General features: G+C 39.2%; 18 protein-coding genes. 13 read left to right on the forward strand and 5 right to left on the reverse strand.

Going from position 1 to position 17,010, the window contains the following annotated elements:
- The first annotated feature begins 150 nt into the window (after nucleotides 1-150).
- From OA84_RS09845 to OA84_RS09890, 10 genes are all read left to right on the forward strand, one after another.
- A complete protein-coding gene (locus tag OA84_RS09845; protein ID WP_039345404.1) occupies nucleotides 151-1,149 on the forward strand; it encodes a 2Fe-2S iron-sulfur cluster-binding protein in 999 nt (332 codons plus the stop codon).
- A 2-nt stretch (nucleotides 1,150-1,151) separates the two neighbouring features.
- A complete protein-coding gene (gene nuoH, locus OA84_RS09850) occupies nucleotides 1,152-2,213 on the forward strand; it encodes an NADH-quinone oxidoreductase subunit NuoH (protein WP_039345406.1) in 1,062 nt (353 codons plus the stop codon).
- A gap of 45 nt (nucleotides 2,214-2,258) precedes the next feature.
- Nucleotides 2,259-2,807, forward strand: a complete 549-nt coding sequence (locus tag OA84_RS09855; RefSeq protein WP_039345409.1) for a NuoI/complex I 23 kDa subunit family protein — start codon at nucleotides 2,259-2,261, stop codon at nucleotides 2,805-2,807.
- Between the two features lies 1 nt (nucleotide 2,808).
- Nucleotides 2,809-3,303, forward strand: a complete 495-nt coding sequence (locus OA84_RS09860) for an NADH-quinone oxidoreductase subunit J family protein (protein WP_039345412.1) — start codon at nucleotides 2,809-2,811, stop codon at nucleotides 3,301-3,303.
- Nucleotides 3,304-3,306: 3 nt separating this feature from the next.
- Complete coding sequence (gene nuoK, locus OA84_RS09865; RefSeq protein ID WP_039345415.1) at nucleotides 3,307-3,636, forward strand: NADH-quinone oxidoreductase subunit NuoK; 330 nt, start codon at nucleotides 3,307-3,309, stop codon at nucleotides 3,634-3,636.
- Between the two features lie 6 nt (nucleotides 3,637-3,642).
- Entirely contained in the window at nucleotides 3,643-5,538 is a 1,896-nt protein-coding gene (nuoL, locus tag OA84_RS09870; RefSeq protein ID WP_039345417.1) for an NADH-quinone oxidoreductase subunit L, read from the forward strand.
- Nucleotides 5,539-5,541: 3 nt separating this feature from the next.
- Nucleotides 5,542-7,035 (forward strand): complex I subunit 4 family protein, encoded by a 1,494-nt coding sequence (locus tag OA84_RS09875; protein ID WP_039345420.1) that lies wholly within the window; start codon nucleotides 5,542-5,544, stop codon nucleotides 7,033-7,035.
- An 84-nt stretch (nucleotides 7,036-7,119) separates the two neighbouring features.
- Nucleotides 7,120-8,499, forward strand: coding sequence for an NADH-quinone oxidoreductase subunit N (locus OA84_RS09880; RefSeq protein WP_039345423.1), 1,380 nt, complete (start codon nucleotides 7,120-7,122; stop codon nucleotides 8,497-8,499).
- Nucleotides 8,500-8,729: 230 nt separating this feature from the next.
- Complete coding sequence (locus tag OA84_RS09885; RefSeq protein ID WP_039345426.1) at nucleotides 8,730-9,101, forward strand: hypothetical protein; 372 nt, start codon at nucleotides 8,730-8,732, stop codon at nucleotides 9,099-9,101.
- The gene (locus OA84_RS09890; RefSeq protein WP_039345428.1) at nucleotides 9,098-9,592 is read left to right on the forward strand and encodes a hypothetical protein; all 495 of its coding nucleotides are present in this window, start codon (nucleotides 9,098-9,100) and stop codon (nucleotides 9,590-9,592) included. Before OA84_RS09885 ends, OA84_RS09890 begins: the two co-directional genes overlap by 4 nt.
- Nucleotides 9,593-9,655: 63 nt before the next feature.
- On the opposite strand, the gene mazG is transcribed toward OA84_RS09890, so the two are convergent.
- The 4 genes from mazG to ruvX form a co-directional block, all read right to left on the reverse strand.
- Entirely contained in the window at nucleotides 9,656-10,423 is a 768-nt protein-coding gene (mazG, locus tag OA84_RS09895; RefSeq protein WP_039345430.1) for a nucleoside triphosphate pyrophosphohydrolase, read from the reverse strand.
- Nucleotides 10,424-10,534: 111 nt separating this feature from the next.
- A complete protein-coding gene (locus OA84_RS09900; RefSeq protein ID WP_039345434.1) occupies nucleotides 10,535-11,095 on the reverse strand; it encodes a DUF5606 family protein in 561 nt (186 codons plus the stop codon).
- Between the two features lie 44 nt (nucleotides 11,096-11,139).
- Nucleotides 11,140-11,712 (reverse strand): peptide deformylase, encoded by a 573-nt coding sequence (gene def / locus OA84_RS09905; RefSeq protein ID WP_039345437.1) that lies wholly within the window; start codon nucleotides 11,710-11,712, stop codon nucleotides 11,140-11,142.
- Complete coding sequence (gene ruvX, locus OA84_RS09910; RefSeq protein ID WP_039346050.1) at nucleotides 11,709-12,125, reverse strand: Holliday junction resolvase RuvX; 417 nt, start codon at nucleotides 12,123-12,125, stop codon at nucleotides 11,709-11,711. Before ruvX ends, def begins: the two co-directional genes overlap by 4 nt.
- Nucleotides 12,126-12,308: 183 nt before the next feature.
- Here ruvX and OA84_RS09915 point away from each other — a divergent pair, with 183 nt between their 5' ends.
- Nucleotides 12,309-12,785: a SixA phosphatase family protein gene (locus tag OA84_RS09915; RefSeq protein WP_039345441.1), complete on the forward strand. Its 477-nt coding sequence runs from the start codon at nucleotides 12,309-12,311 to the stop codon at nucleotides 12,783-12,785.
- A gap of 55 nt (nucleotides 12,786-12,840) precedes the next feature.
- Here OA84_RS09915 and OA84_RS09920 read toward each other — a convergent pair whose 3' ends face one another.
- Complete coding sequence (locus tag OA84_RS09920; RefSeq protein ID WP_039345445.1) at nucleotides 12,841-14,391, reverse strand: serine hydrolase; 1,551 nt, start codon at nucleotides 14,389-14,391, stop codon at nucleotides 12,841-12,843.
- Between the two features lie 192 nt (nucleotides 14,392-14,583).
- Here OA84_RS09920 and pyrF point away from each other — a divergent pair, with 192 nt between their 5' ends.
- Nucleotides 14,584-15,942: an orotidine-5'-phosphate decarboxylase gene (gene pyrF, locus OA84_RS09925; protein WP_039345448.1), complete on the forward strand. Its 1,359-nt coding sequence runs from the start codon at nucleotides 14,584-14,586 to the stop codon at nucleotides 15,940-15,942.
- Between the two features lie 87 nt (nucleotides 15,943-16,029).
- Entirely contained in the window at nucleotides 16,030-16,950 is a 921-nt protein-coding gene (locus OA84_RS09930) for an AEC family transporter (RefSeq protein ID WP_039345451.1), read from the forward strand.
- Nucleotides 16,951-17,010: the final 60 nt, after the last annotated feature.

The following is a 17,010-nucleotide window of genomic DNA, read 5'->3' on the forward strand; positions in this document are numbered from 1 at the left end:
GTTTTACTAAATGCAAAAAAAACAATGAAATAGCAGGCAGAATTTTAAATATTCTGTTTTGAAAGAGGTTAATTTTAACCGTGGTGTAAGACAACCAAAAGTTTAATTAAAAGACAAATGCTTAAAGCTTTAGGCTGAAAGCTGACCTATATGAGCGAAGAAATAAAAAAATTTAAAATTACCATCGACGGCCAGACCACAGAGGTTTTGCCGGGTACTTCGATTCTGGAAGCAGCACGACAAATAGGGGGAAAATCTGTACCGCCTGCAATGTGTTACTACAAACCATTGGAAAACAGTGGTGGACGATGCAGAACGTGTTTGGTAGAAGTTTCTAAAGGTTCTGAAGCAGATTCGCGCCCTATGCCGAAACTGGTAGCAAGCTGCCGGACTTCTGTAATGGACGGTATGGAAGTGAAAAACATTACCTCAGAAAAAACTCAGGAAGCGCGTCACGCGGTGACTGAATTTTTATTGATTAACCACCCGCTGGATTGCCCTATTTGTGACCAGGCAGGTGAATGTCATTTGCAGGATTTGAGTTACGAACACGGTGTAGAAGCAACAAGAACTGAATTCGAAAGAAGAACTTTTGAACCGGAAGATATCGGTCCGTACATCAAACTTAACATGAACCGCTGTATTTTGTGCGCGCGTTGCGTTTTGGTTGCGAACCAACTTACTGACAACCGTGAGCACGGAATTTTATTCCGCGGTGAACATGCTGAAATTTCAACCAATTTAAATAAAGCTTTAGAGAGCGATTTCATCGGAAACGTTATTGATGTTTGTCCGGTTGGAGCTTTAACCGACAGAACTGCACGTTTCGCGAGCCGTGTTTGGTTTACAAAACCGGTGAATGCATCTTGCGAGTGTGATAAATGCGCCGGAAAAGCGGTGCTTTGGATGAAAGGTGAAGAAGTTATACGTGTTACGGCGAGAAAAGATCAGTATGACGAAGTTCAGGACTGGATCTGTAACGAATGTAGATTCCACAAAAAAGATGTGAAGAGATGGAATATTGAAGGTCCAAGACATATCGACAGACATTCGGTAATCTCTCTGAACCATTATCAAAAACCTAAAAACATGATTAATCTTTTGGACAATGCCGACGCCAAAGAAATCAGTGAAAAAGACGAAAAATAAGCATGGATTTACTTACATTTAAAATTATACTGGTTGTCAGCCTTTTTGCTGTGTCATTGGGTGTAGCAGCCTATTCCACCTGGGGAGAGCGAAAAGTTGCGGCAATTTTGCAGGACCGTATCGGGCCGAACAGAGCCGGACCTTTTGGAATTCTTCAGCCCTTAGCCGATGGTGGAAAACTGTTCTTCAAAGAAGGTTTTGTACCACAGGGCGCGGACCGTTTTCTTTTTTACGTAGGTCCCGCGATTACCATGTTTATTTCCCTGATTACGGGAGCGGTGATTCCATGGGGAAAATCCTTTAATATCGGCGGAAATTCTTTTGACATCCAGGTTGCGAATATTGACGTTGGAGTTTTGTATCTGATCGGTATGGTTTCAATCGGAGTTTACGGAATGATGATCGGCGGCTGGGCTTCGAATAATAAATATTCCTTAATTGGAGCAATTCGTGCATCCTCGCAAATGATTTCTTACGAATTGGCAATGGGACTTTCTTTGCTTTCAATTATTTTGATGGCTGGCAGTCTTGATTTAAATATGATTACGGGTTCCCAAGGAACCGGAAAAATCTGGGGCTTGATTCCAGCGGATGGTATGAATTGGAATATTTTTTACCAGCCTTTAGCCTTTATTATATTTTTCGTTGCTGCAATGGCGGAAACCAACCGTCACCCTTTTGATTTACCTGAATGTGAATCAGAACTTGTAAACGGTTATATGACTGAATATTCTTCAATGAACTTTGGCCAATATATGTTTGGTGAATATGTAAATATGTTCATTTCCAATGCCTTGATCGTAACCTTGTTTTTTGGTGGATTTAATTATCCCGGAATCAACTGGGTTGGTGAAAACTGGGGAGAAAATATTGCCGGTGTTTTGAGTATTTTTGCAATGTTATTCAAAGTCATTATAGGGATTTTAATTTTCATGTGGATTCGCTGGACGATCCCAAGATTCCGATATGATCAACTGATGCACCTTGGCTGGAAAACATTAATTCCGCTTGCATTAGGCAATTTAGTTATTACAGCTGCTGTAATTGTATTTTTTACAAATTAAAAAGAAGTTTTATTTCCAACTTTTCGTTGAGTTAAAACCTACAATATGAAATTGACAAACAGATCGAAAGTAGTCTCGAACAAAGAGATGACTTTTATGGAAAAATTATACCTCCCGGAAATCCTGAAGGGAATGGCAATTACCATGCGACATGCATTGGCAGGGCCAAAAGGAAAAGTATTTTCTTATCCGGAACAGGAAAAACCAAGAACTAAATTCTGGCGCGGGCTTCACGTTTTGAAACGTGACGAAGAAGGTCGCGAAAGATGCACCGCCTGCGGACTTTGTGCCGTAGTATGTCCTGCAGAAGCGATTACCATGACTTCTGCTGAGCGCACCCGCGATGAAAAACACCTTTACCGTGAAGAAAAATATGCTTCAGTCTACGAAATAAATATGCTGAGATGTATTTTCTGTGGTTTGTGCGAAGAAGCCTGTCCAAAATCTGCGATTTATTTAACAGACCGTTTGGTAGATGTTGAAACCAACCGCGGAAGCTTTGTTTACGGAAAAGACAAACTGGTTGAAAAAATCAACGAAAGAGTTGACATCACCGCGCGCCAAAGCGAATTGCAAAAGAAAACAGTTAAGTAATATGGAGCAGATTATCTTTTTCGTTGTTGCCCTGTTGGCCATTACGAGCGGCTTTTATTTTGTTTTTGCCAAAAATCCGCTTTATTCAATTTTATCCCTTATTATCACCTTTTTTTCCATAGCTGCACTTTACATTTTGCTTAATGCGCAATTCCTCGGGATTGTTCAGATCATTGTTTATGCCGGAGCAATTATGGTTTTGTTCCTCTACATTTTAATGATGTTGAATTTGAACAAAGAAGACGAAAGCAAGAAGCAGAATCTTTCCAAATTTATTGGCGTCTTTACGGCCGGAATTTTATTGGTTGGGATTTTAGGCGCTTTCAAAGGTTTGAACCAAACAACTTTCGGAACAGGTGCTGACAGCTCTGTAGGTCTGACCAAAAATCTTGGGAAATTATTGTTCAACGAATATGTTTTACCATTTGAACTGGCTTCAATACTCATTCTTGCCGGTATTGTAGGCGCTGTTTTAATCGGTAAAAAAGATTTATAAATTATGGGAGAAGTAAATTCATTTATTCAGGCGGTGCCACTGGAATATTTTATTATTCTGAGTTCCATCTTATTTTGCCTCGGTGTCTTAGGAGTTTTGATCCGAAAAAATGCCATCATTATTTTAGGTTGTGTGGAATTGATGCTGAACTCAGTAAACCTGATGCTGGCGGCTTTTTCTTCCTATAAAGGTGACGGAAACGGTCAAATTCTGGTATTTTTCATTATGGTAGTTGCGGCGGCGGAAGTGGCGGTTGGATTAGCGATTATCGCGATGCTTTACCGAAATACCAAATCTGTAGACATCAGTATTTTTAACAAATTAAGAGGATAATAGAAGATGGAAAATTTAGTTTACGCAATTATACTTTTACCTCTGGCAGGATTTCTTTTTAACGGTTTTTTCGGCAAAAAACTGCCAAAAAATTTAGTCGGTGGTGTTGCCACCGCAGTAGTTTTCGGTTCATTTCTTATCGCTTTAAGCTTATTTTTTAAGTTTGAAGCAGATTCGCAGCCGGTTATCGTGCGCGCTTTTGAATGGTTCCGCGTGAGCGGCGTTCAGGTGAATTTCGGTTTCCAGATCGATCAGCTGTCGTTGATGATGGTTATGATCATTACAGGAATCGGTTCTTTGATTCACCTCTACTCCATTGGCTATATGCACGATGACGACGGATTTTACAAATTCTTTTCTTACCTGAATCTTTTCATCTTTATGATGTTACTTTTGGTAATGGGAAGCAATTATTTAATTCTTTTCATCGGTTGGGAAGGTGTAGGTTTATGTTCTTATTTACTTATTGGTTTCTGGTACAAAAACAAAGAATACGGCGCAGCAGCACGAAAAGCATTTATCATGAATCGTATTGGTGACTTGGGAATGATTATCGGAATCCTGATGATTGCTTCACAAACCAATGCTATTGATTATTTATCTGTAGCTCAAAATTCCGGGAAATTTGAATTGGATTCTACCGTAATTATCTTTATTACGGCGAGTTTATTCATCGGTGCGATGGGAAAATCGGCGCAGATTCCCTTATTTACATGGCTTCCTGATGCAATGGCTGGTCCAACGCCGGTTTCCGCATTAATCCACGCTGCAACAATGGTTACCGCGGGAATTTACCTGGTTGTACGGTCAAATTTTCTGTTTTCTCTGGCGCCAACCACGATGGACGGAATACTGTTCGTTGGATTATTAACAGCATTAGTTGCAGCATTTATCGGCTTGCGCCAAAATGATATTAAAAAAGTTCTAGCTTACTCAACTGTCTCTCAGTTAGGATTTATGTTCGTTGCTGTTGGTGTGGGAGCTTATACCACCGCGATGTTCCACCTGATGACGCATGCTTTCTTTAAAGCTTTGCTTTTCTTAGGTTCAGGTTCGGTAATTCACGCGATGAGCGGCGAGCAGGATATGAGATTTATGGGCGGTTTAAGACGTAAAATTCCGATTACGCATATTACTTTTCTTATTGGGACTTTAGCAATTTCAGGTTTTCCGTTCCTTTCCGGAATGATTTCCAAAGATGAAATCCTTACCAATACGTACGCGAGAAGCCCAATTATTTGGGGAGTTTTATTCGCGATTGCTGCTATGACGGCAACTTATATGTTCCGTGCATATTATCTGACTTTCCATGGTGAATTCCGCGGAACTAAAGAACAGGAACATCACCTCCACGAAAGTCCTTTAAATATGACTTTACCGCTTATCGTACTTGCAGTTTTAACGGTGATTGGTGGTTTTATCAATTTACCACATTTCATCGGCCATGGTGATTATGCGAAACTTGCAGATTGGTTAAAAATAATTTACGTGTATGATGTAGAACTTGCCGAAGTTCCGTTCATGACCGAAATGATTTTGTTAGGTTTAACGGTGCTGATGTTTTTCGTCGTTTGGTTTCTGGTTAGAAACATTTATGTAAACAAGAAAAAAATGGCGCTTCCGGACGAAAAATATACTGGTTGGGAAAGACTTTCAAACCGCAAATTGTATCTTGATGAATTGAACAATGTGACTTTCGTAAAATTCATTGAAGGTCTTGGTGTCGGCGGCAATATGTTCGACAAAGGCGTGCTGAAAAGATTTGTGGATTATATCGGTATCGGAGCTGAAGATTCCGGCCGCGCAGCTAAGCGTCTTCAGAACGGAAACGTAGAAAACTACGTGCTCATCATGTCTCTGGCCGTGGGAATTATTTTAATCGTTAACTTTATATTACAATAGTAAATGTCGTACCTATTATTAACATTACTACTATTACCTCTTGTAGGTTCAGCATTGGTGTTCGCGTGGAAAAATCCCGCAAGTAAATTTTTAGCCTTAGGAATTGCATTTGCGCAAATGTTTCTTACTTTCTATATGCTGTCAGATTTCGATTTTAAACCGACTGTCGATGGTGTTTTACAGTACGAAATAAATTATCCATGGTCCAATTATATCAAAAGTAATCTGCATTTCGGCATTGATGGAATGAGCATGCTGATGGTGCTTTTAACCAATATTTTAACACCGATCATCATTCTGTCCTCATTTAATGAAAAACCGGGCTACAAAAATACGTTCTACGGCTTGATTTTATTGATGCAGTTTGGCTTGCTTGGACTTTTTACCTCTTTAGATGGCTTACTTTTCTATATTTTCTGGGAAATTACTTTAATTCCAATTTGGTTAATCGCCGGAATTTGGGGTCAGGAAAACAAAAAAATCCAGTTCACTACCCGATTTTTTGTTTTCACTTTCGTAGGTTCTTTATTTATGTTGATTGGGCTTATCTATTTGTACACCCATTCCGCATCATTTGCGCTTACAGATTTGTATAATGCAGATTTAACTTCCGGTGCGCAGACCGTAATATTCTGGTTTATTTTCTTTGCTTTTGCGGTGAAATTACCAATCTTCCCTTTCCACACCTGGCAGGCCGATACATACACCTATTCACCAACACAGGGTTCCATGCTACTTTCCGGAATTATGCTGAAAATGGCGGTCTACGGAATGTTGAGATATTTGCTGCCGATAACTCCGGAACCTATTTTCGGACTTTCCGGAAAAATAGTTTTGGTTTTGGCAATCATCGGAGTTGTTCACGGTGCTTTGATCGCGATTATTCAAAATGATTCAAAACGAATTATCGCGTACTCTTCACTTTCACACGTTGGTTTAATTACGGCCGGAATTATGGCATCTGCTATTTTAACGATGAACGGAACCGTAGTAACCACAGGTGGTGAAGGTGCTTTAGTTCAGTCTTTCGCGCATGGTATTAATGTGGTTGGCTTATTTTATTGCGCAGATATTCTTTACAAAAGATTTAAAACACGCGACATCCGCCAGATGGGTGGTTTGGCAAAAGTTGCCCCTAAATTTGCTGTTTTTTTCCTAATTATTTTATTGGGCTCCATCGCGCTTCCGCTAACCAACGGTTTTGTCGGCGAATTCATTTTAATTAAATCCATTTTCGAGTACAGCATTATCGCTGCAGTTATTGCCGGCTTAACGATGATTTTTTCTGCAGTTTATCTTTTCAGATTTTACGGAAAAGCAATGTTCGGTCCTGGTGACGAAGCGGTTTTATCCACTGCAACCGATGTAAATGCTGTAGAGTTTACCGTTTTGGCAAGTTTGGTAATTTTCGTTATTCTGTTGGGAATTTTTCCACAACCGATTATCGAAATGGTGAGCAGTTCATTGAAGTTTATTTATTCTTCAATGTTAAATTAAAAATAACTAATCAAGAAATTAAGAGATGGAGATACCGGACGAAAATCCTGATTCTCAAATCTATAAATCTCAAATCTAAATTAAATGAGCGTTTTAATCATTATTTTCCTTACCGCCTTAGTTGCGCTTTTTGCAGGTGTTTTTCAACAGGGAAAATTTTCACGTTATATCAGTATTCTGGGGCTGATGATTGCTTTTTACGTTAGTTTCCTGCCGGAATTAGCTTTCTTTTCGCAATACCAAAATATGTATGAATTTGGTGCAAACGCCGCCCTATTCACCAAAATTACCATCGTAATTACCATTTTACTGTTTTTTATCGCCGGTTTTGCCTTCAGCAATCACCGCAGTCACCAGTCAGAATTATATGCTTTAATGCTGTTCTCGCTTTGTGGCGGTGTTATTTTGTTCGGTTATCAGAATTTAGTGACTTTATTCCTGGGAATTGAAATTCTTTCCATTCCACTTTATGTCCTTGCTGGGAGCAACAAAACCGATTTACGTTCCAACGAAGCTTCAATTAAATACTTCCTGATGGGAGCTTTCGCAACCGGATTCCTTCTTTTCGGCGTTGCTTTAATTTACGGCAGCACCGGAAGTTTTGATTTGTACACCATCCACGCTTTCGCAGTTAAAAATCCGAACGATTTGATGTTCATTTTAGGAGCAGTTTTAATGTTAGTCGCTTTGGCGTTTAAGGTTTCTCTGGCGCCTTTCCACATGTGGAGTCCAGATGTTTACCAGGGTTCGCCTTCTTTGATTACCGCATTCATGATGTCCGTGGTAAAAATATCGGCCTTTTTCGCCTTTTTTAAACTGATGACCATCGGTTTCTTAGGAATTACCGGAGAATGGATCAACGTCATCGGCGTTTTAATCATCATTACTTTATTCCTTGCGAACGTGATGGGACTTGCGCAAACCAACGCGAAAAGAATGTTGGCATACTCTTCCGTTTCGCACGTTGGTTATCTTTCGCTCATTTTCTACGGAATGAACAGCCTTTCGAGTTACAATCTCGCGTTTTACTTATTCGCTTATTCGTTAGCAACAGTTGGGGTCATGATGTGTCTGATTTGGGTTGAAAAACTGAAACGCGAAACCTCGTATAACGCTTTTAGAGGTTTAGCACGCACCGAACCGATTTTAGCGGTTACAGCGACTGTTTCATTATTATCAATGGCCGGGATTCCATTAACCGCAGGTTTTATGGGAAAATTTGCAATCTTCGCACAGGCAATCGACACAACTCCGTTTTTGGTTTTAATCGCGGTTTTAGGATCAGCAATTTCAATTGCTTATTACCTCCGTTTAATTATGTCGATGTTTTTCCCGAAAGAAAGCAGCTTTAAAACTTCGGAAAAAGTGTCGTTAACTTACAATATCGTAGCGGTTTTCGTAGTTGTCGCGCTTGTAGCGATGGGCGTTTTCCCGGATTTATTCGCTAAACAGTTCGGTTTATAAATAATATTTTTTTTAGATATTAAAACGCAATTCTTCGGAGTTGCGTTTTTTTTAAGGCTTGTTTGATCATCTTGAATATATTGGTTTTAAATATTTAAGCTCACATTTCGCATTTATTTTTCGATTTGGAGTCGTAGTCACCAGCTGCTTAGTTTTACGATACAGGAAACAAACTAAGGCCAAATTCAAATGAAAAATTCAATTAATATAACTAACTTTAAGAAACCATCATGAAACGAAATTTACTCCTCATTTTCCTCTTGCTTTTCGGCGGTGTTACGCTGTTCATGAGCAGTTCCGTGCTTTTCGACTGGTTTGGAATCCGCGAAAAAGAAGGAAATTTTGTACCAATTATCGTCTGGGCAAATTTTGTCTGCGGCGTGCTCTACTTTGTGGCAGCTATTGGGATTTTAAAAACAAAAAAATGGGCAAAAGATCCGTTAATTTCTGCCTTAATCATTCTCGTAATCGCATTTATATTTCTCTTTCTCCACATCAATAATGGCGGAGTTTACGAAACAAAAACCGTCGGTGCCATGACTTTCCGAATTGCAGTTACGGCGCTTCTAATTTTTACAACTCATAAAATTTTAATAAAATGAAAAAAGCAATTTTATCAGCACTTTTTGCGCTGTCCATCGTGATTTCCTGCGAGAAAAAAGCAGAAACGGTAACCGATGAAAACGCGGTGTCGAACAAAGAGCAAACTTCACACGACGAACATTCCGCTGCAACGGAGGAAAAATCTGATGATCACGACGCTTCAGCAGAACTGACGCTTGACAACGGAAAAAAATGGGCGGTAAACGAAGAAATGAAACCGTACGTCGCTGAAATGGAAGACGCGCTGGTACAGTACAAACCTGAAAATGGTGATTATAAAATGCTTGCCACCAATATAATTGCCGCAAACGACAATTTGGTTAAAAGCTGCACCATGACAGGAAAATCTCACGACGTTCTGCATGTTTGGTTAACGGATCATATTCAGGATTTAAAGAAGCTGCAAAATGCGCCGAACCGCGACGAAGCCAATGAAACCGTAAAAGAACTGAAAGAATCAATGGACGAATACCACGAATATTTTAACTAAAATAGTGACATAGCAAAAGGTGGAAATGCTATTAATCAATAAACCTTTGGTATTGCCGAAGGTTTATTCATTTTTCTTGGCTTCTTCCCACAATTCATCCATTTTATCCAGGGATAAATCGGCTAAATTTTGCTTTTTATCTATAGCTAAATTTTCCATTTTCTGAAACCTGTTGATGAATTTATTATTGGTTCGCTCCAAAGCGGAATCGGGATTAATTCCTAAAATTCGCGCGTAATTTACAAGCGAGAAAAAAATATCGCCTAATTCCTGCTCTTTTTTGTCAAATTCCGTTTCGGCGTGAAATTCAGCTAATTCTTCCTCGACTTTTTTCCAGGCGTCTTCAGCGTTCGCAAATTTAAAACCAATTCCTTTCACTTTATCCTGAATTCGGTAAGCTTTAATCAAGCTTGGCGTGCCCTTCGTGACTCCGGAAAGCACGGATTTATTACCTTCTTTAAGCTTAAGTTTTTCCCAGTTTTGCTTTACTTCGTCTTCATTCTGAACCTGTACGTCGCCATAAATATGCGGATGACGGAAAATGAGTTTTTCATTCAAAGAGTTGATGACATCAGCAATATCAAAACTATTTTTTTCGGAACCGATTTTCGCGTAAAAAACCAAATGCAGCAAAACGTCGCCGAGTTCTTTTTTAATTTCGGGCAAATCTTCGGTCAGCAGCGCGTCGGAAAGTTCGTAAACTTCTTCTAAGGTCAAATGCCTTAAACTCTGCAAAGTCTGCTTTTGGTCCCACGGACATTTTTCGCGCAAATCGTCCATAATATCCAACAATCTGCCGAAAGCTTCTAGTTTTTCCTGTCTGGAATTCATTTTTTTGAGTTTTAGGTATGGAAGATGAAGTATGGATTACGAATTTAATCTTGCCAAATTAAACAAAAAACCTTGTCAAATTGACAAGGTAATTTCATTATAAACAGGAGTTTATCCCATTTTTCGGTGTGTACTTTTCGGCGCTGATTTCGGTGATGTCGTTGCAGCTTTCACTTTCGGTGTCGTAGTTTTTTCCTTTTTTGGTGCCGCTTTTTTAGCTTCTGTTTTTTCGGTTTTTACCTCATTTTCAGCAGGAGTTTCTTCTGCAGTTTCCGCTTTTACGAAACTTTCAGGCGTAATGTAACCAGCTTTATGCAGGATATTATACCACTGTGCAAGCTTTTTCATATCAGAAACATACACTCTTTCGGTATCGTAATTCGGCAAAGATTTAGACATTAACTCCTTCAATTCCGCTTCGGAAGATTTGTGAGAAATGGTTTCTTTATAATCTTCATTTTTAGCCAAATTTTCGAAAACATCGAACAACGGAACTTCATTATCGAAAGTAAACATCGCGATATTGTCCAACAAGCTTACCTGTGAAGAATTAGAAATACTGGCTTTTTTCTTGGTAATTACATCTTCTACGATAAAGCCGCTTTTCAACTGAGAAATAAGCTTATAAAGTCCTGGTTTTCCGGAAATTGAAATTATTTTTTCTAACTGCATATGTTTATTTTTTTTGATTTTAAATTCTGTTTTTTGCTGAATATTTACTTTGGAAAACGCATTTTATAATTCACCGCTACGTCGCCGTGCGAAATTTTCATAAGTTTTCCTTTCACTAATTTTTTCTTCAGTGCACTTAAATGATCGGTAAATAAAATTCCATCAATGTGGTCGTATTCATGCTGAATAACCCGCGCGCGCATGTCCGAAAAAGTGTCGGTATGTTTAACGAAATTTTCGTCGAAATATTCGATTTTTATGGTTTCTTTCCGTTTTACATCTTCGCGAACGTCGGGAATTGAAAGACAACCTTCATTGAATTTCCATTCTTCACCGGTTTCTTCCAAAATTTTTGCATTGATGAAAACTTTGCGGAAATCCTTTAATTCCTCGGCAATATCGGCATAATCTTCATCTTCTGCCAAAGGCGAAACGTCCACAACAAAAAGCCGGATATCCAAACCTACCTGAGGCGCCGCCAAACCAATGCCGCTGGCGCTTTGCATGGTTTCAAACATATTGTCGATCAGCGTATTCAGTTCCGGATAATCGGGCGAAATATCGTGACACATTTTTCGTAAAACGGCATCGCCAAAGGCTCTTATCGGTAAAATCATCTCTGTTTCTGTTCTAAAAAATTCTGCAATATTATGGTCGCACTTACTTTGTCAATCAACCCTTTTTCCTCTCTTTTTTTCTTTGTTTTTCCACTTTGTGAAATTGCAAAAGACGCCATTTTTGAAGTAAAACGCTCATCAAACCTCGAAACTTCAATGGTGGGAAATTCGTTTCTAAACTTTTCGATGAATTTTAAAATTTCCTTTTCAACTTCATTTAGATTTCCTTTCAGATCCGTCGGAAGCCCCACCACAATTTGCTCTACCCGATTCAGGGAAAAATAATTTTTCAAAAAAGAAAATATTTCTTTCGTGGGAACGGTTTGCAGGCCGCTTGCAATAATTTGCATATCGTCTGTTGCAGCTAAACCACAGCGCGCTTTCCCGTAATCAATGGCTAAAATTTGTGACATCAGCTGCAAATTTACAAATATTTGACTGTGTTCACAAAATTTAAAAAAATACCGGCTTAAAACGCCGAATTTTAATGTTTTAGCATTTTGTTTAATTAAATGTTTCACCTTTTAATTTAAAAAAAAATGGCCGATTTGTTTTCAATTTTTAATTAATTTTATTGTTTTAAAAAACATTAAGGAATGAAAAAATTAATACTTGTTCGTCATGCTAAAAGCGACTGGCCCGAAAACACAGATGATTTTGACCGGCCTTTGTCGGAAAAAGGTGAAAAAAATGCCGCTAAAATGGCAAAATTCCTGAAAGAAAATAATATAGAAATCGATAAATTTTACTCAAGTCCAGCGCTGCGCGCCTTTAAAACCTGTGAAATTTTCAATAAAGAATATCAGCTGGAAGTGGAAACGATGCAGAAACTGTATAACGCTTCGGAAAACAATTTTGAATCTCTGGTCACCGACTTGCCCGACGATCTGAATACCGTCGCAATGTTTTCGCACAACAACGGAATTTCTAATTTCGCGAACAGCATGGCACACGACGTTTTCATGTTTCCAACGTGTGGAGTTGCGGGTTTCGAGATCGAAGGCAATTCCTGGTCGGATTTCCACAGCGCTGAAAAGAAGCCCATTTTCTTCTACGAACCTTCGAAAATTTAAATAAAAAACCTCATCAGATTGATGAGGTTTTTTTGGCTGCTTTTTGGTATATTTTTTAGTTTTTCTTTACCAAGTCCAAATCTTCAAAATCAAAGCTGAAATCGGTAACATCAGAAATCGGTTTTAATTTCATTCCGGTTGCTTTTCCGTTTTCATCCAAATCGAAATTTACAAAAGCATCAGCATCGTAACTTCTGTCGTCCCATTTTACAATCATTACATTCGGCGAATACGGCAAAAGTTCACCTTTTAAGCGCGGAGAATTTTTGCTTGCGAAACGCAGGTTTTTTCCGTCTTGGGAAATGGTAACATCACCAAACCAAGGATCGTTGTAAGTCCCGGTGATTTGGTCGTTTTTAATCTGGCAATTTTTATCTTTTTTAAAGTTTTCAGATTTCGCAAAAATCTCTTTTTTATCTTTAGCATAATCGGCATTTACTTTCGCCATTCTGTCGCCGTATGTTTTCAGCCAGTCTTTTTCCGGCATGCTGAGGTAAGAATCTTTGATGGTATTGGTGATCGTGCTGAAGGCCGCACCACTTTGCTGGTTGGTGAGAACCACAATTCCGAGTTTCATATCCGGAATTAAGGTAAATTGTGTCACCGTACCAATTAAACCGCCGGTGTGATACACCTGTTTGTGACCTTTAACATCGGTAAGAAACCAACCCAATCCGTAACCGCCGAAGTTGCTGTCATACGGATTTTTTAAAGCAACCGGCGTAGAAATCTGTAAATTCCATAATTGCTGAATTTGCTTATCCGAAACCAGTTTTTTACCATCTTTTGTGGTGAAGCCATTCATTAAAAATTCTGCCCAGGTCGTCATATCTTTCACATTGCTGATGATTCCGCCTGCTGCATTTGCAGTTTCATTCCAGTCGTGCGGAACGGCGATTGCTTTTCCGTCAACCGGCGCGTGTGCTTCGATAATGTTGGAAACATTCGATGCTTTTGCGCGGTTGTAACTTCCGAAACTTGAGGTCATACCGACAGGTTTCAAAATTCTCTGCTCAATAAATTCCGCCCAGGAAAGTCCGCTTACCCGGTGAATAACTTCGCCAGCAACAATAAACATGATATTGTTATAATCTAAAGTCGTACGGAACGGATTTTCCGGCTTCAGATATCTCACGTTGTGAATAATATCGTTGACGCTCAAACTACCACCTTCCGGGAAAAACATCAGATCGCCCTGACCTAAACCTAAACCGGCGCGGTGCGTAATCAAATCTTTAATGGTTACGTTTTGCGTCACATACGGGTCGTACATTTGAAATTCCGGGATGTATTTGGTGACTTTGTCATCGAAATTCAGTTTTCCTTCATCAGCCAAAATCGCCAGCGCCGTTCCTGTAAAACCTTTGCTGTTTGAAGCGATTCCGACCAAAGTTTCGTCGGTCATTTTCTCTTTTGAAGTTAAAGATCTCACGCCAAAACCTTTGGAATAAATAACTTTTCCATCCTTCACCACACCCACAGAAATTCCCGGAACATCGAAGGTTTTTAAAGTATTTTGAATAAGTTCATCAAGCTTTTTTTCCTCCACCTGCGCGAAGACGAAAAAAGAAATCAGAAATAGAAAAAGAGAAAATTTTGCTTTCATAGCGGGATATTTTTGTTTTTAAATTTTTCGTGAAGGCGGTAATGTTTTTATAAAAAAATTACCGGCTAAAAGCGCCTTTTTTTGCGGTTTTTCAAAGATAGAAAATTTAAAAATTGTGAAGGCAAGGTGGCACGGAAATCTCTGTGCCTGTTTCTGATAAAATATTAACTTTGTGCATCAACAAAAAAATACATGGAAACTAAGAAAGAATTTTTTCTAGAGTGTTACAAACTCGGCATCATTAAATTTGGGAAATTTACCCTGAAATCTGGTATTGAAAGCCCTTTTTATGTGGATTTGCGTCCGCTCGCCTCGGATCCTAAAATCCTGAAATCACTCGCCAATTATCTTTTGGATATGCTTCCGCTGGATAATTTCGATGTGATTTGTGGTGTTCCATACGCAGCTTTACCCATGGCGACAGCAATGTCTCTGGAAAGCTATATTCCATTGATTATCAAAAGAAAGGAAGCAAAACAGCACGGTACCAAAAAATTGATTGAAGGAATTTTTACTAAAGGTCAAAACTGTCTTTTGGTGGAAGATGTCATCACATCCGGGGCTTCTTTGCTGGAAACGATTCCAGAAATTGAAAACGAAGGAATTACCGTTTCTGATATTATTGTTGTCCTGGACCGTCAGCAAGGCGGTAAAGAACTTTTGGAAAGTAAAGGTTACCGCGTCCATACTTTGTTCACCATTTCTGAAGTTTGCAAAATGTTGCGCGCAGAAGGTCATATTGATGAAGACGAAGTTTTACGGATCAATGATTTCCTGACCGGAAATGTGGTAAAATTCGATGAAGAAAAAAGGCTTTCTTACGAGCAGAAATTGGAAGTTTGTGAACATTCTGTAGCCCAGAAGATTTTACAAATTTCACTTGAAAAAAAATCAAATCTAATTGTTTCGGCAGATGTTACCACGACGCAGGAATTGCACGATTTAGCGGAAAAGGTCGGACCGCATATCGTGGCGCTGAAAACGCATATCGATATTATTTTGGATTTTGATGCTGATGAAACCATTTTGAAATTAAAGGATATTGCGACCAAGCACAATTTCCTTTTAATGGAAGACCGAAAATTTGCGGACATCGGAAATACGCAAGAACTGCAGTTTGCCTATGGAACTTTTAAAATCTCAAACTGGGCAGATCTTGTGACGGCACAAGTTATAGCTGGTTATGATTCGCTCGACTGTTTCCGAAATGTGGGTGTGGTTGCGATATTAGGAATGTCCTCAAAAGGAACTCTTACAGACCGAAATTATCAGGACGAAGCCACGAAAATTGCCGTTGCGCACCCGAATGTTTTTGGCGGTGTTTCGCAACGACAAATCCCGAATGAACTTTTGCTTTTCACGCCTGGAATTAACATTAACACCACTGGCGACGGAAAAGGTCAGCAGTATAATACACCGGAGCACGCATTCCGCAATCTGAAAACCGATTTTATCATCGTGGGACGCGGCGTTTACAAAGCTGATGATGCGGAAATGGCGGCTTTACATTATAAAATCGCCGGCTGGAAAGCCTACCGCGAGTCGTTGTAAAATCAAATAAAATACCCAATTAAGGCTGAAAATTTAAAAAAGTTCAGCCTTTCTTCATTTTAAAAAACAACTTAAAAGGTTTAAAACTTGGCTAATTTAATTTTACTTTTTCTGTGTCTTTTGCTCGGAATAATTTTGCGAAAGCTTAAACTTTTTCCTGAAAACGGCCATGTCGCGTTGAATTCTTTTGTTGTAAACATTTCGCTTTCCGCGCTGTCGCTTTATTATATCCCGAAAATTGTGCTCAATTATCAGGTGATTTTTCCGGTGTTGGTGCCGTGGTTAAACATTTTGCTGGCGCTATTGTTTTTCAGCATTCTCGGTAAAAAACTCGGTTGGTCTAAATCCTTAATCGGTGCTTTAATTTTATGCGCGGGTTTCAGCAACACTTCTTTTGTGGGAATTCCTGTTATTCAGGCGCTTTACGGCGAAAGCGGAATTAAAACGGTGATGTTGGTGGATCAGCCAGGTTCGTTTGTCGCACTTTCAACGCTTGGTATTACAATAGCAAATGTGTATTCCGGCGGAAAAAATTCAGCTTCGGAACTCACACAGAAAATTCTGAAATTTCCACCATTTATTGCTTTTTCAGTTGCTGTTGCTTTAAATATCTTCAATGTTGAAATTCCGAGTGAAATTGATGAAGTTTTTGCAAAATTGGGTGCGACCACAGTTCCGCTGGCGTTGGTTTCAGTTGGAAGTCAGCTGCAATGGCAGAAATTTAATAACGAAGCAAAACCGCTTTTTTTCGGGCTTTTATTTAAACTTTTACTTTTTCCGGCGTTTATTTTCATCCTTTATTTTTTGGTTTTAAAACAGCGCGGTGACATCATTGAAATTTCATTTCTGGAATCTGCAATGGGCCCGATGGTTACCGCAGCAATTATTGCGGCAGCGCACCGTCTGGAACCAAAACTGTGTAATCTCATGCTGGGAATCGGTATTCCGCTTTCATTTGTGACCTTAGCTTTCTGGTATTTCGTGCTGCATTTTTCGGGTTTTAATTAAAAGCGTTCTTACCTTAGGTCAATCCCATTGGTTTTACGATTGCTATCTTTGTGTAGTTAA

Source organism: Kaistella solincola (assembly GCF_000812875.1).
In the GTDB taxonomy this organism is placed as follows: domain Bacteria; phylum Bacteroidota; class Bacteroidia; order Flavobacteriales; family Weeksellaceae; genus Kaistella; species Kaistella solincola.